Below are 14449 nucleotides of genomic sequence, written 5' to 3' on the forward strand. Positions count from 1 at the left end.
ATCTAGACCCAAAATTTGACTATCTTTTTTAATGTAGAGGGGTCAGCATCCGACAGAACGGCAGATGCATTCTCTGACCATTTTTAACCCCAGGTAGAGGGGTCAGCTTGCTCTAGCGTATCCACACTGTCACAAGTCAGATTTAATTATATGAAGGAATTGAATAGTTTGATCCGTAGTAAGAATACACGTGAGATGTTTAAAAATGAAAAAGGATAAGTTACATGTAAAGCTTTAAAAACGATAGCCCTAAAACTTAATTCAAATTACTTTCGAAATTTAGGCCATTAACTTCTATAAATTTTATTGATTTAGAATAGTTCAACAAAAATTTTATAGTTTGAGGTTGAGTTTTAACAAGTTTACAATTTTTACTATCTGTCGTGTATATTTTTTCCATATCTATTTTTAGTATTGTTATACTAGCAAAACGCCATATTAAACATTTCCTATCAAACCATTCGACCACTTGTCAATTAATTCGTTTATTGGACCAAAGGTTTTATTAGTTCGTTGAGAATACATTGTTTTCGTATATAATCCTTCTTTGGTTAATTAATCCTTTCTTGTTCTGCCTAAGGGAGTATTACTACTGGCACTGGTATTCTATAATTTTTTTGAACTCATACCTCCGTATTTACTAACGATAAAAGAACCACAGTATTTATTCTGTGGTTCTTTTTATTGTTATAATTGGAATACTACACATTTTTTGCTTCAAAGGCCGGAGACACTGTCCTTTATGCTTCAATAATCATTTCGGCTATTATTAACAAAATAGAAACAACAAACAAACCGCCTATAATTACAAGTGTTTTATCGTAATTTAACTTCTTATTCATTCCCTATTTTTTAATCAAAGGCAAAGCCAGAAATCAACCTGAATATAAATGCATAAAGAACTATTGCAAACATGGCTGCGGTGAACCATGCAAAAGCCTTAAAATAGTGTTTGACAATATTTCTGCCAAGGTCTTGGAAGCCTTCTAAATAGACATCTTTAATAAGTAGAATTGTTTTCATATTTGGGATTTTATTTGAAACAAAGTTCAGGCTATCAACTGGGTCTAGAATGATAATTCGACAAAAGTGAGTTTATTTGGGGTTGAACTTCATTTCAATTGTAATACATAGTCAGATTAGTCATTTAATCGACCAGAGCTTAATTCAGCTTATAGGTTCAAAAGTAAATCTAGAGGTTGAATGACAAAAAAATTGGGTTATAAATTCCTTATCATGAGAATACAATGTAACTAGGTATATATATTAGTTACACTTTCGAGAATTGATAATGTAACGAAGGTTAATTAACCGATGCATATCAGAATAGTATACTGATATGTTTTACTACATGTTGTCATAGGTTACACTGTGGAAATGCTTTAAGGTTGTGTTGCTTCATACCAACATGCATTACTATAATTGTTTTTTTAAATAAAATAACACCCTCTCATCTAAATTGAATGAAATGAACCACAGAACAATTCTGTGGTTTTTTTAGTTTCAAAAACATAAGTTCAAATCTGTAATTTAACTACAAAAAGTATAACTTTCGGTTTATGAAGGTAAGTGAGGTTATAAAGAATATTACAGAAATTCAAGATCCCGATTGGATATCCACATTAAATGAAAGTGATTTGGATTTGATAAAAAAACAATTCTGGTTGATAACGAATTATATGAAGAATATTGATGATAGGGATATCATTGATCAAATTTCAGATATATTAAACTTTTCTCATGTGTTGCAAGGAGTTAGTAAAAGGGATATATCAAAATGGAACAGGACGGATATTAACCATTTCTATACCTTTTGCATACAAAAAATACCACGTAAAAAATATAGCTACAGTCCGCCCAAGAGATATAAACCCAAAACACAGGTTGATGCTCGCTTCATCCAATTGTTAGCAAAGGATCTTAATGAAAGTATATACAACTGTGAAGAATACTATGCCATCTATGAAAAGCATGGAATCGTAGAGATTGAACGTAAGAAACTATTTGAGAAATACGGTGAACCGTATAGGCCAACAGCAGATGACAAGATAGAGATGGTCGGGATTAACTCCATCAAACCAAATACGACTTATCCTACCATATGGGAGTATGATGATTCAAAACTCCGTTCAGATATAGAGTCATTTGGATTGTTAGAGCCGATATTAGTAGATAGTAAAACCAATATCATAATTAACGGCAAAAGAAGATATAGATGTTGTAAGAATCTAGGATGGCAAACAATTCAAGTAATAAAAAGACCCATAAGCCCATATTTCATTGAATCTACTACAAAAACAACACTCGATAAGTTGGAAGAATATAATCATTTAAAAAATGAAATATCGAAACTTGGAAACAAGGAAAAAAAGATTGTCATGGATGGGTTGCCAATGAGAAAATACCTCTTTAATAAAACAGGAATCTCTCAATCACAGTTATATAAATTGGAATATATACGCGATACGGATTCTTCTCAATTTCATTTCATTGAAAATGGTGACAAGACTGTGAGTAAGGTTTATTTGGAGTTAAAAGGATAATTTTAGTGAGTTTACAAACTCACTAAATATATAATAGATTGAGGATCGTTTGCCTTTCATAATCAGCGTTAAAAAAATAAAGGCCACATAAAAGGCCTAAGGAATTGAAATACAGTTATTTAATCATAGTGATGGTATTATACATACTTTATGCGTAATAAATTCGCTCATCATAGAATTAGTTCCTTCATCCGATGCCTCGTCGGAAGCATCCAAAATTCCCCTTTCAATTGTAAGAAGCTGGGAGAGAGAATCAACAATTAATCGTATGGCTTCTTCATCCTTAGTAATATTTTTACCAACAGGTACCTTTGAACTACTTATATAATCTTCAAAAGTATGTAAGGGCACACCCCCCAAAGTTAGAATACGTTCCGCAATTTCATCTACTTTCAAATTGGCATCGGTGTACAATTCCTCGAATTTAACGTGAAGGTCAAAAAATCTTTTCCCTTTAATATTCCAATGAATTCCCCTTAGATTTTGATAATACCGCTGAAAGTTTGCCAATAATTGATTTAAATCCTTACTCAGGGCTTTGGACTTGGATACATCCAAACCTATACTGTTTATTTGCATAATAAATTCTTTTTAGTGTACCACGAAATTACAGCATTCCTGCGCCGTATAAAAGGTAGATTTATTGATTGATTTTATAATCATATAGTAATATATGATAGCTTAAACGTAAGCTTGGACAATGGTATAATTATTGATGACATAATTAACAATTTAACACAAAAATTGTAAAATATATAATTACCTAAATCCTAACTGTAGATTTTACAATAAATTAAGAAAACAATAACAAAATATCTTATTGAATAATAAGGTACTGGCTTAAATTTACTTAACCCCCTATAACTAAACCAATTGAAATGAATAAAAAAAAACTACTACTATTTGGTATACCCGTTGTTCTTGTTCTTTTAGGCTACACTTTGTTCGGGAACACTACAGATGAAGATGTAGCCATTACCACCAAGGTTGTAAAGGGCGCTTTTCTAAATGAAGTAATTATCTCAGGAGAGGCTCAATCGACCAGTTTGAAAAAAATTAATGGCCCTGATGACATTCGGAAATTTAAACTTCGGGATGTCAAAATTCAAGATCTCATCCCAGAAGGTTCTTTAGTCAAAGAAGGTGATTATGTGGGAAGATTAGATCCCTCAGAGGTAAATGAACAGATATTGGATGCCCAGTTAAACTTGGAAACTGCTCAATCCAAGTATACCCAAGAACAGTTGGACACTACTTTGACCTTGAAGCAGGAAAGGACAGCTATAAAAGATTTGTTATTTGATCTCCAAGAAAATAGGTTGGAACTTAAACAATCTATTTACGAACCACCTGCCACTATAAAAAAGCTTGAAATAGGTATTGAGCGGCTGGAACGAGATCTAAAAGAAAAAACCGAGGATTATAAAATTAAGGAACAGAAAGCCATGGCCAAAATGGTCGAAGTTGGAACGGAAGTATCCAAAATTAGTAAAATGTTGGACGAGCTTAGGAACCTTCAAAAATCCTTCACCATACACTCCGATGCCAACGGAATGGTAACCTATGCCAAAAACTGGGATGGATCCAAAAGAAAAGTCGGATCGTCGATTAGTATGTGGGATCCTGCCATTGCCACTCTTCCAGACCTTACCAAAATGGAATCCAAGACCTATGCCAATGAGGTGGATATAAGAAAAATTAAAAAGGATCTTCCCGTGGTTATAGGTTTTGATGCCTTCCCGGATGTAACGGTAAAAGGAACCATAACCAATGTGGCCAATGTTGGAGAAGAAAAAAGAGGGTCGGACATTAAACTCTTTCAGGTATTGGTGAATTTTGATGAAAACAATGAAAATGTTAGACCAGGAATGACCACCTCAAATAGGATTCTGATACATAAGGAAGAGGATGTTTTAATGGTACCATTGGAAGCCGTGTTTTCACAGGATTCCATAAGTTTTGTATACGCCAAGTCCGGTATGTCCATTGATAAAAAGCAAATAGAAATGGGCGAATCCAATTTGGATGTTGTAATCATAAAAAAAGGTTTGAACGAAAGTGAAGTTGTATATCTGAGCAAACCAGAAGGATTGGAAGAAAAGAGCATACAGTCCTTAAATTAATTTTATGATAGATAAGATACTTCTAGAACAAATCGTCTCCAACTTCAGTGAGGCCATTCGTGTAGTGACCATCAATAAGGTTAGAACTTTTTTAACTGCTTTGGGAATCATTTTTGGTGTTGCAGCCGTAATTACCATGTTGTCTATTGGGAATGGGGCCGAAAAAGAGATTTTAGCACAGCTGGAGCTGGTAGGCGTAAACAACATTGTTGTAACCCCAATTCCGGATGAGGAAGATGAAAACGCCAGCGAAGACGAGGAGGGTGCCAGGGAAACTACCCGATTTTCAAAAGGATTGGATCTATTGGATGTTGCAAGTATAACAAATAACATTCCTACCATAAAAGCAATTAGTCCCGAAATAATCCTGGAAACATATGTAATCAATAAAGGAAGGCAAAATTCGGTTAAATTAATAGGGGTTACCAATTCCTTTTTTCAAACTACGAACATTCATATAGGTAAAGGCACCAACTTCTCCGAGGAGCATTCTGTAAATGCCGCTTCGGTCTGTATTATTGGTGAAAAAGTAGAAAAAAAATTATTCCCTGGCGAGAGCGCCATTGGTAAACAAATCAAGGTTAAGGACGTTTGGCTTCAGGTAATTGGAATAATCGAAGAAAAACTTATTTCAGAGAAGGCACAGGAAAACCTAGGCATCCGAGATCTTAATCAAGATATTTACATTCCTGTCAAGACATTTTTGGTTCGTTATAAAGATAGAAAAATTATTTCCGATGAACCCCTCGATTTTAGTGGAGGAGGCATGATCATGATTGGTGGTGCCAACAACGGACCCAAAAAGAGAATCCCAAGGGGTAATTACCACCAATTGGACAAATTAACGGTGCAGGTGAACAATTCCAATGAACTAAAATCGACCGCTGAAGTACTGAGTAAACTCCTTAAAAGAAAGCATAATGATGTCTTGGATTTTGAAATTACCATCCCCATACAATTGTTAAAACAACAGCAGAAAACGAAACAGATATTCAATATTGTGCTTAGTGTAATTGCAGGTATATCCCTCCTTATTGGCGGTATCGGCATTATGAATATTATGTTGGCCTCGGTGCTTGAGCGGACAAAAGAAATTGGCATTATGCGGGCAATAGGAGCTACCAAACAAGATGTAATTCTACAATTTTTATCGGAGTCCGTTTTAATAAGCTTAGGTGGTGGAATAATAGGAATAATATTGGGAATTGTGGCATCATACGGATTGGAACTGGCAACGGGAATAGAGACCATACTTTCATTGAACTCCATTATTTTATCCTTTTTTGTAGCCACCTTCATAGGCTTGGCATTTGGGGTGCTACCTGCTAAATCTGCAGCCAATAAAAACCCAATAGAGGCCATTAGACGAGAATAAAACAATATTCCGATAACATATAATACGATTACCCTCCCCATTTATATCAATCAAAACAGTCCAAAATGAAAAAATGTATTTTGTTGTTGTTCCTTTGTTCAAATCTTGTTGTACTGGGACAGACCAAAAAGCTTACGCTTACCGAGGCCATTGAAATGGCGAAAAAAAACTCTCCTGAATACCAAGCCGTACTAAATCAATCACAAGCAAGTTATTGGAAATACAGAACTTATGTAGCCCAATTTTTGCCCCAATTTAGATTATCGGCCACTTTGCCGGATTATTCTAAATCCATTACAAGAATTACCAATGACGAGGGTCAGGATATTTTCGTAAATCAAAATCAATCCAGAATAGATGGTACTTTGTCCATAGATCAGCGGGTTCCATTTACTGGAGGTAACCTTTCCCTTAATTCCCAAATCCAAAGAATTGATCGTTTTGGTGCTGATGAAAACAGTAATTACTCCCTAACCCCATTTTCCGTTAATTACTATCAAAATTCCTTATTCTTTAATCCCTATAAGTGGGACAGGCAAATAGAACCATTAAAATACGAGGAATCCAAACGCGATTTTATAGAGCGGATGGAGGATATTTCCCTAAGTAGTTGCCAAAGGTATTTTGGATTATTGACGGCACAAATGAGATTAAAAAATTCCAAGAAAAATTTGGCCACCCAAGACACCTTATTACAAATTGCCAAAGGGAGGTTCGAAATTGGAAAAATTGCTGAAAATGAGCTATTGCAAATGGAACTCGGACATTTAAATTCGAAAAATGAAGTTACAACAAATACCATCCTACTTAAAAGGACCTCTCAAAATCTAGCCCGTTATTTAGAATTGAAAACCGAGGACATAGAACTCTTCATTCCCGAGAAACTGGTAGATTTTGAGGTGAGTGTGCAAACCGCTCTGGATGAAGCTACCAATAATAGAAAGTCTGTTATAGAATTTAGAAGGAGGCGTTTGGAAGCGGAAAGAAATCTGGCTCAAATAAAAGGAAACAATAGGTTGGAAATTAATGTTAATGCCAATTTTGGATTAAATAAACGCGCCGAGGATTATGATGCCTTGTTTCAGGATTATGATAGACAACAAAGGGTATCTGTAAGATTAGGCATTCCCATTTTTGATTGGGGTGTATCCAAATCCGAAAGAAAAATGGGAGAGGCGGATTTAGGTTTGGTAGAAACAAATATTAAACAAGAACAACAGGCCTTTGAACAAGAGATCTACCTGCATATATTAAATTGGTCCAGTAAGCGTGATTTTCTTTCCACTTCGGAAAAGGCTAAAGAGATTGCCATTAAACGCTATACAATTACCAAGGAGAGATATATACTTGGGAAAATTACTATTACCGATTTAAATCTGGCACAACAAGAAAAAGATAAGGCCGAAATTGATTATTTAAATTCTTTGGAAAATTTTTGGACAGATTATTATACTTTGAGAAAACTAACCCTTTACGATTTTATCAATGACAAAAAGATTGAAGCGGAGAATATAATTGCTGATTAAGCGTCTAAATATTATAGGTATATATCAAATGATCGGCTACCACAATCACAGCACTAAAAAAAGAATTTATAAGTAACCGCTAAACAGTTCAGGTTTTGTTTTTAGTTTTCATAATTTTATCCCTTTAAAGGATACTTTATGACCATTACACAACTGCAATATGTACTAGCCGTGGCCGAATACCAAAATTTTACCTTGGCAGCCGAAAAAAGCTTTGTTACCCAACCTACTTTAAGCATGCAAGTGCAAAAGTTGGAGGATGAATTGGACATATTAATTTTCGATAGAAGTAAAAAACCCATCACCATAACCGAAGTCGGTGCAAAAATTGTTGCTCAGGCCAAGAATATTGTCAATGAGGCCAACCGTATCAAGGATATTGTAGACCAAGAAAAAGGGTTTATAGGAGGGGAGTTTACCTTAGGTATAATTCCCACCATTATGCCCACCTTATTGCCCATGTTCCTGCGAACCTTTATTAAGAAATATCCTAAAGTAAATCTGATCATAAAGGAACAAAACACCGAAAATCTAATCAGAAATTTACAAGATGGCCATATTGATGCGGCCATTGCAGCTACGCCTTTGGAAATCCAATTTATTAAGGAACGCCCTCTCTATTATGAACCTTTTGTTGGCTATGTTCCGCCAAACCATAGATTGGGACAGGTATCAGAATTGATACCTGAAGATTTGGAAATTTCAGATGTTTTGCTTTTAAGGGACGGACACTGTTTTAGGGATGGGGTAATAAATTTATGCAATGCCTCCAAAAATTATGAGGAAGAACACTTTCAATTACAAAGTGGTAGTTTTGAAACACTGATCAACCTGTCCAACGAAGGTTTGGGCATGACGCTCCTACCCTTCCTAAACACTATAGATCTGGATGAGAAAAAGAAGCAGAATCTTAAATTCTTTAAAAATCCATCACCGGCAAGGGAAGTCAGTCTTATTTATCATAAAAGTGAACTTAAAATACAGATTACCGAAGCATTATATGATGTTATTGCCAGTGTGGTAAGAGGTGCTATTGCTTTTCAGGATGTAAAAATTATAAGCCCGTTAAACAAATAGTTATTCCATTTTTCGATATTTATAAGAGCATTCTTCAATACAACCTACATTTGACAATATAAGCCTTCCTTCCGCAAAATTCATATTGAAACTGGTCTCTATTGCATTGTTTTCGCAGTGATATCTCAATGTTAAAATCTGGTCATTTGTACTGAAGATTCCATTTACAATACCGCCACAAGCCTTCTCGTTATGGGTATAGGATCCATTTGCCTTAAATTCAAATATAGCTCCATTGGCTACTGTTGTCCAATTTTCTACAATGTCGCCAGGACTTATTTTTGTTGATTCCAATTGCCATTTCCCTAGAAGTTCATTGGTAATTAAAGGCAAGGTATCTTCATCCTTTCCACAGCTAAAAATGAACAGGATAAATACGTAGGTTAAATATTTCATCATAAATAAAATTGGGGGTCCGCAATTATATACGGTTGAATTGACCTAAAAAGTTGTATTCAGGTCAACACAATTATAATTTTACTGCTTCGTGGCTACTAAAGAAGCCATAAAAAAGCCACCTTTTAAGGGTGGCTTGTATCTAAGCTTTTAAATAAAGTAAGCTTTGTTGTAGTTCTGGCTTGTCAAAAATAAATTGTTTCAACCAGAGTTTTAATTCTTCTATTTCAAATGGTAATAGTCTTGTCACTGCCTTTTCTAGTTCTTTGCAAAATAACTTTGTATCAAAACTAACCTTTTGCAGTACGGTTTTAGTGTACTCTAACATAGCTCTTGCCATATTTCAAAATAATTTTAGGTTGCTTGGACTAAGATAACCAATAAAAGATATATATTATTGCCGTCATTACGTTAAATAATAGATAAAAGGATGTTAAAGTCGATGAACGTACAATTTCAATTGCCCTTTTCTGGCAATAAAAAAATGCTTAGGGTGTTCACCTTAGTGTGTTTATCAATAATTTTTTTAGGGTGTAAGACTTTACATAACAATAAGTTATCCAAAGAAATTAACAAACAACTAAGTACAAAGGCAACTGGTGATTACTTCCAGGGCATACTTATCTATGACCCCGTAAAAAAGGATACTGTGTTTAGCCATAACAGCCATAAATACTTTACTCCTGCCAGTAACACCAAAATAGTTACCTTATTTGCATCGCTTAAAACATTACCTGATAGGATTCCAGCCCTAAAATATGTTGTTAGAAACGACACTCTTTATATGGAAGGTACAGGCGACCCAACATTGTTACATCCTTACTTCGCAGATAGCAGCGCCATAAAATTGGCCCAAGAATACAGCAACGTTTCCCTGCATTTAAATAATTTTAAGGAAAACAGATATGGCCCAGGTTGGGCATGGGAGGACTATGACCAATATTATAGTCCGGAAAGAAGTGGTTTGCCCATTTATGGTAATGTGGTAACTATCTTTAATAAGGAGGACTTAAAAGTTACCCCAGGCCATTTTCTAAATCAAGTAATACCTATCAGCTATGGAGTAAACAGGGAATTGTATAGCAATACATTTTATTTTGATAAACAGAGAAAAGATACTTTGGAAAGCCCTTATATGATAGATAGCACACTTACCAAAAATCTATTGGAAGAAGTACTTCTTAAAAAGGTGGATATTGTACAAAAGATGCCCAATAAAGAAAAGCAAATATTGTACGGTGTTCCGTCAGATTCGGTGTACAAAAGAATGATGCAGCTAAGTGATAATTTTCTCGCGGAACAATTATTGATTTTAAGCTCCTCTACCCTTTCAGATACCTTGAACAGCGCTAAAACGAGAAGGTATATTTTGGAAAATTATTTACAGGAGCTTAAACAACCGCCGCGATGGGTAGATGGTTCCGGCCTTTCCCGTTACAATCTGTTTACACCAGAAACCCTTGTATATGTGCTGAATAAAATGTACCAAGAAATACCTAGGGACCGTCTTTTTAACTTTTTCCCTGTAGGTGGCTTATCCGGAACTTTAAAAGACCGATTTAATGGCAATGACCGCCCTTATATCTACGCTAAATCTGGGTCTCTAGGCAATAATTATTGCCTCAGTGGATTTCTGATTACCCGTTCGGGAAAAACCCTGATATTTAGCTTTATGAACAATCATTTCACAAATAGCACCGCAGAGGTAAAACAACAAATGCAATCCATCTTCGAAATAATAAGGGATAACTATTGACCCAAGACCTTATTTTCATCTACATGCTTCCCAAATTTTAACAACAAAAGCCTAAGTTTTGGGGCTATAAAGGTCTCACAAAAAGGTTTCTCTGGATCGTTAAAATAATAATTTCGAAATGCCTTGTCCGAAATCTTAAAATCCCCAAACGGAAGTACCTTGGTCACCAAAGGTTTTTTAAAATGCGCTTGGTGATACTGTAGAGCTACAATCGCCCTTTCAGTATCTAATAGGTTAAAAGTATAAATGGCCGATCTATATTTTTTACGCATGCTATGATCGGATGTCGATTTATGGGTATACAGATGTATTAAGATCAAGTCTTCGAGGTCTATGTACCTCGGATCGAAATGCACGATTACAGCTTCGGAAAAGGAGGACTCCTCCCCTTTTGAAGCAACAAATCCCTGTTCTACCAATCTAACCCCCTTCAGGGATTGATAAATCGCTTCTGTACACCAATGGCATCCACCCCCAAAAGCAATTTTATGATTTATTTCCATAATAATTTAGTCGTAAAACTAATTGGAAAATAACCCATTAATTTTAGCATATTGCAAAAGCATTATGGTTTTGGCATCCTTTATTTCACCAGAGGCCATCATGGCCAAAGCCTTATCAAATGTCAACTCCAGCACATCAATATTTTCTGTTTCAGTTTCCGCACCACCACCATCGCTCACCTTCATTTTTTCTTCGTAAGAACCAATAAAAAAATATAGGATTTCGGTTACCGAACCAGGAGACATAAAAGATTCGAATACCTTTTGTACCCGTTCCAATTTATATCCTGTTTCCTCCTCCGTCTCCTTTTTAATACAGTCCTCAGGGTTATCACCATCCAACAATCCGGCACAAACCTCTATCATCATCCCAGTATCGTTGCCGTTGATGTACGTTGGCATTCTAAACTGCCTAGTAAGGATAACCGTTCCCTTCTTGGTGTTGTACAACAGGATAGCTGCCCCATTTCCTCTATCATAGGCCTCCCTGGATTGGGCTTCCCAACTGCCATCGGCTTTTTGATAATCAAAGCTTATCTTTTCTAGTTTATACCAATTATCGGATAATAGTTCCCTTTTTATGTTTCTTACTTTTTCGTTTTTCAATTGTGGGAGGTTTTTGTTTTCATACAAATCTAGGGATTTTAAATCCCAAGATAACAGTAAGGATAAATTTCATTTTGAACAGGGTAAATAGAATTTATTGTACTACAAGTAAGAATTGCCTAATTAACAAGATAAAGTCTTTTTTATGGAATTCCGGATAGTTATCGGGAATTGCTCTAACGGACATTTTTCTCGTCATTGCCGTGGTAGTGCGGCAATCTGCTTATTGAAGGAATAAATTGCTTCGTCGCCACTGTTTCTGGCAATGACGGATCGGTTTTATTCAAATGCTTAAACCTTCGTCCTTAGACCGTAACCGCTTTGTTCAAATACCTTCTAAAGGGCAGCATTTCCAAATAGACGGAGATTACCTTCTCTTTAAAATTGGTTTGTAATATTTCTTCCTGGGTCAAGGGATGCATTACGGCAAAGGTTTTATTGCGCAAAAGCTCGATATGTTGATGATCATTGGAAAATCCCTTGGGTGCTGTTTTTAAGGCTACATCTACAACCAAAGTCCCAAAGGTTTCTTTAAATGATTTTTTATTTAGGATTTTTTTGAGTTCCTCACCGTCATAGTCGATGGCCTCACGAATACTTCGTAACGTCCTGGAATCAGGTCTCCAAATTCCACCGGCCAACATAGACTCACCAAGGCCAATCTCAATATAAAAATCCCCCGTATTGGGCGCCTTATCCAACCCTGCTCCAAAATGGTCCTTGTATATCGGTTTATGGGGATGAAACATCAAATTATTATTGATGCGATTTATTCCTTTCTTGCCCGGCGTGCTATAATATTCATTATCTATTTGCGCCAATTCACTATCTAAATCATTCAACCATCCGATATAATCATCCCTTACTTCTTTGTACCATTTCCGGTTTTTATCCATCCATTCCTTGGAATTGTTCTGATTGAGTTGGGTAAGAAATTGAAATAGGGAATCAAAATTCATTATTTAGCTTAAATTTTATAGGTATTCAAAAGAACTTTAAAGTCACTAAAATCGATTATCTCCATCCAAAAGATTACCCAAGCCTCCCAAAAGACTTCCTTCACCCTTATCCTTGCCTCCTCTTGGTATAGATGCCAATACCCTTCCGGCCAAGCGACTAAAAGGCAAAGACTGTATATAGACCGTACCTGGACCCCTTAATCTGGCATAAAAAAGTCCCTCACCACCAAAGATGGTGTTTTTAATACCCCCAATAAATTCTATATCGTAATCTACATCCTTTGTAAAACCAATAATACAGCCAGTATCTACCATTAGGGTTTCTCCTGGGCCAAGTACTTTTTTAGCAGTGGTACCACCAGCATGTACAAAAGCCATTCCGTCGCCCTCTAATTTTTGCATTATAAATCCTTCTCCTCCAAAAAGTCCACGACCCAATTTTTTTGAAAATTCAATACCAACGGAAACCCCTTTTGCTGCACATAAAAAGGCATCTTTCTGACAAATAAACTTTCCTTGAAATTCAGTAAGGTCTATCGGAATAATTTTACCTGGATACGGGGAGGCAAAACTTACTTGTTTTTTTCCTTGACCAATATTTAAAAATGCCGTCATAAAAAGGCTTTCCCCAGTCAGCAATCGTTTACCTGCAGAGAACAATTTCCCTAAAACACTGTTGTCCTGATTGGAACCATCTCCAAAAATAGTGTCCATCTTAATGTCGGAATCCATCATCATAAAGCTACCTGCTTCCGCCACGACCGCTTCCTGTGGATCCAATTCAATTTCTACATATTGCATTTCCTCTCCATAAATCTCATAGTCTATTTCGTGTGCATTCATTATTTCAAGTTTAATAGTTTTATAATTGTTATAGCCTATTGGTAACCAAAAATACTGTTTTGTTACATTGGTGCACTACTTCCCAGATTCATTGGTACGTTGGTACGTTGATTCTTTGGTACGTTGATTTATTAGTAAATGGGACATTATTACATTAACCCTTAACTCTAAGGGTCCATTCAAAATTAAAGGTAGAAACTACTATTCCTTCTTCATTAACCCCAACGGATTTCATCCAAACGGTCTGCCCCTCTCCTGTTGCAATGGTATTCTTTATGGCATCGGCTATAAGATGGCCATCCTCACATGTAAAAGTAATTCTACCAGTAGCTTTCTTGGAAAAATTGGCATTGTTGTTCGCCACAAGCATCGAAACATTTCTGCCACTTTTCTTGATTTGGCTCATTACCATAGCTCCTGTAGTTAATTCAGCCGCCATTCCCTGAACGGCCCAAAACAAAGATTTAAATGGATTTTGATTGATCCACCTATGTCTAACGGTCACAATAGCCTTTTGGTCATCAATATACCTTAGACGGACTCCGGTCCACCATACCGCGGGTAACTTAAAAAAGCTGAAGACATTAATTTTACTCGCATCGGATGCCATAAGTGTTGTTTAATCTATAGAATTCCCCGAGGCTCTGCCTCGGGTGTAGCGTAATGATATGTATTTTTGTGGGTATGAGCGAACATATTCATAAAAGCCATAATAAAAGCTTGCTTTTGTATCATTTTGTTT

15 protein-coding genes are annotated in these 14449 nt (G+C 35.9%); 6 read left to right on the plus strand and 9 right to left on the minus strand.

Annotated features, from left to right (window positions below):
• Window positions 1–852: 852 nt before the first annotated feature.
• Complete coding sequence (locus CWD90_RS23250; RefSeq protein ID WP_192878059.1) at window positions 853–1023, minus strand: DUF6747 family protein; 171 nt, start codon at window positions 1021–1023, stop codon at window positions 853–855.
• Between the two features lie 536 nt (window positions 1024–1559).
• Here CWD90_RS23250 and CWD90_RS22235 point away from each other — a divergent pair.
• Window positions 1560–2543, plus strand: coding sequence for a ParB/RepB/Spo0J family partition protein (locus tag CWD90_RS22235; RefSeq protein WP_103478257.1), 984 nt, complete (start codon window positions 1560–1562; stop codon window positions 2541–2543).
• A gap of 123 nt (window positions 2544–2666) precedes the next feature.
• On the opposite strand, the gene CWD90_RS22240 is transcribed toward CWD90_RS22235, so the two are convergent.
• Window positions 2667–3122 carry a Dps family protein gene (locus tag CWD90_RS22240; protein WP_103478258.1) on the minus strand — a complete coding sequence of 152 codons (456 nt, stop codon included), beginning with the start codon at window positions 3120–3122 and terminating at the stop codon, window positions 2667–2669.
• A gap of 299 nt (window positions 3123–3421) precedes the next feature.
• Between CWD90_RS22240 and CWD90_RS22245 the strand changes: the two genes are divergently transcribed.
• From CWD90_RS22245 to CWD90_RS22260, 4 genes are all read left to right on the plus strand, one after another.
• Complete coding sequence (locus CWD90_RS22245; RefSeq protein WP_103478259.1) at window positions 3422–4666, plus strand: efflux RND transporter periplasmic adaptor subunit; 1245 nt, start codon at window positions 3422–3424, stop codon at window positions 4664–4666.
• A 4-nt stretch (window positions 4667–4670) separates the two neighbouring features.
• Entirely contained in the window at window positions 4671–6041 is a 1371-nt protein-coding gene (locus CWD90_RS22250; protein WP_103478260.1) for an ABC transporter permease, read from the plus strand.
• A gap of 65 nt (window positions 6042–6106) precedes the next feature.
• Window positions 6107–7567, plus strand: coding sequence for a TolC family protein (locus CWD90_RS22255; protein WP_103478261.1), 1461 nt, complete (start codon window positions 6107–6109; stop codon window positions 7565–7567).
• A 138-nt stretch (window positions 7568–7705) separates the two neighbouring features.
• Window positions 7706–8644: a LysR substrate-binding domain-containing protein gene (locus CWD90_RS22260; RefSeq protein WP_103478262.1), complete on the plus strand. Its 939-nt coding sequence runs from the start codon at window positions 7706–7708 to the stop codon at window positions 8642–8644.
• Here CWD90_RS22260 and CWD90_RS22265 read toward each other — a convergent pair whose 3' ends face one another.
• Both CWD90_RS22265 and CWD90_RS22270 read right to left on the minus strand, forming a co-directional pair.
• The gene (locus CWD90_RS22265; protein ID WP_157941302.1) at window positions 8645–9043 is read right to left on the minus strand and encodes a hypothetical protein; all 399 of its coding nucleotides are present in this window, start codon (window positions 9041–9043) and stop codon (window positions 8645–8647) included.
• A gap of 139 nt (window positions 9044–9182) precedes the next feature.
• The gene (locus tag CWD90_RS22270; protein ID WP_103442351.1) at window positions 9183–9380 is read right to left on the minus strand and encodes a hypothetical protein; all 198 of its coding nucleotides are present in this window, start codon (window positions 9378–9380) and stop codon (window positions 9183–9185) included.
• Between the two features lie 102 nt (window positions 9381–9482).
• Here CWD90_RS22270 and CWD90_RS22275 point away from each other — a divergent pair, with 102 nt between their 5' ends.
• Complete coding sequence (locus tag CWD90_RS22275; protein WP_239986591.1) at window positions 9483–10796, plus strand: D-alanyl-D-alanine carboxypeptidase/D-alanyl-D-alanine-endopeptidase; 1314 nt, start codon at window positions 9483–9485, stop codon at window positions 10794–10796.
• On the opposite strand, the gene CWD90_RS22280 is transcribed toward CWD90_RS22275, so the two are convergent.
• The 5 genes from CWD90_RS22280 to CWD90_RS22300 form a co-directional block, all read right to left on the minus strand.
• Window positions 10790–11299, minus strand: a complete 510-nt coding sequence (locus tag CWD90_RS22280; RefSeq protein ID WP_103478264.1) for a peptide-methionine (S)-S-oxide reductase — start codon at window positions 11297–11299, stop codon at window positions 10790–10792. The genes CWD90_RS22275 and CWD90_RS22280 overlap by 7 nt on opposite strands.
• 18 nt (window positions 11300–11317) lie before the next feature.
• Entirely contained in the window at window positions 11318–11905 is a 588-nt protein-coding gene (gene nudK / locus CWD90_RS22285) for a GDP-mannose pyrophosphatase NudK (protein ID WP_103478269.1), read from the minus strand.
• Window positions 11906–12210: 305 nt separating this feature from the next.
• The gene (locus tag CWD90_RS22290; RefSeq protein WP_103478265.1) at window positions 12211–12864 is read right to left on the minus strand and encodes a DUF2461 domain-containing protein; all 654 of its coding nucleotides are present in this window, start codon (window positions 12862–12864) and stop codon (window positions 12211–12213) included.
• Window positions 12865–12909: 45 nt separating this feature from the next.
• A complete protein-coding gene (locus tag CWD90_RS22295) occupies window positions 12910–13707 on the minus strand; it encodes a TIGR00266 family protein (RefSeq protein ID WP_103478266.1) in 798 nt (265 codons plus the stop codon).
• A 154-nt stretch (window positions 13708–13861) separates the two neighbouring features.
• Window positions 13862–14317 carry a DUF4442 domain-containing protein gene (locus CWD90_RS22300; protein WP_103478267.1) on the minus strand — a complete coding sequence of 152 codons (456 nt, stop codon included), beginning with the start codon at window positions 14315–14317 and terminating at the stop codon, window positions 13862–13864.
• Window positions 14318–14449 lie beyond the last annotated feature (132 nt).

The sequence above is a fragment of the Arenibacter catalasegens genome, from assembly GCF_002909235.1.
Lineage (GTDB): Bacteria > Bacteroidota > Bacteroidia > Flavobacteriales > Flavobacteriaceae > Arenibacter > Arenibacter catalasegens.

What these genes read in the sequence shown, in the direction of transcription:
- CWD90_RS22260 (WP_103478262.1), top strand. Translation starts at nt 7,706, where the DNA reads ATGACCATTACACAACTGCAATATGTACTAGCCGTGGCCGAATACCAA.
- CWD90_RS22240 (WP_103478258.1), bottom strand. Translation starts at nt 3,122, where the DNA reads ATGCAAATAAACAGTATAGGTTTGGATGTATCCAAGTCCAAAGCCCTG.
- CWD90_RS23250 (WP_192878059.1), bottom strand. Translation starts at nt 1,023, where the DNA reads ATGAAAACAATTCTACTTATTAAAGATGTCTATTTAGAAGGCTTCCAA.
- CWD90_RS22235 (WP_103478257.1), top strand. Translation starts at nt 1,560, where the DNA reads ATGAAGGTAAGTGAGGTTATAAAGAATATTACAGAAATTCAAGATCCC.
- CWD90_RS22250 (WP_103478260.1), top strand. Translation starts at nt 4,671, where the DNA reads ATGATAGATAAGATACTTCTAGAACAAATCGTCTCCAACTTCAGTGAG.
- CWD90_RS22245 (WP_103478259.1), top strand. Translation starts at nt 3,422, where the DNA reads ATGAATAAAAAAAAACTACTACTATTTGGTATACCCGTTGTTCTTGTT.
- CWD90_RS22265 (WP_157941302.1), bottom strand. Translation starts at nt 9,043, where the DNA reads ATGATGAAATATTTAACCTACGTATTTATCCTGTTCATTTTTAGCTGT.
- CWD90_RS22280 (WP_103478264.1), bottom strand. Translation starts at nt 11,299, where the DNA reads ATGGAAATAAATCATAAAATTGCTTTTGGGGGTGGATGCCATTGGTGT.
- CWD90_RS22300 (WP_103478267.1), bottom strand. Translation starts at nt 14,317, where the DNA reads ATGGCATCCGATGCGAGTAAAATTAATGTCTTCAGCTTTTTTAAGTTA.
- CWD90_RS22275 (WP_239986591.1), top strand. Translation starts at nt 9,483, where the DNA reads ATGAACGTACAATTTCAATTGCCCTTTTCTGGCAATAAAAAAATGCTT.
- CWD90_RS22290 (WP_103478265.1), bottom strand. Translation starts at nt 12,864, where the DNA reads ATGAATTTTGATTCCCTATTTCAATTTCTTACCCAACTCAATCAGAAC.
- CWD90_RS22295 (WP_103478266.1), bottom strand. Translation starts at nt 13,707, where the DNA reads ATGAATGCACACGAAATAGACTATGAGATTTATGGAGAGGAAATGCAA.
- CWD90_RS22270 (WP_103442351.1), bottom strand. Translation starts at nt 9,380, where the DNA reads ATGGCAAGAGCTATGTTAGAGTACACTAAAACCGTACTGCAAAAGGTT.
- CWD90_RS22255 (WP_103478261.1), top strand. Translation starts at nt 6,107, where the DNA reads ATGAAAAAATGTATTTTGTTGTTGTTCCTTTGTTCAAATCTTGTTGTA.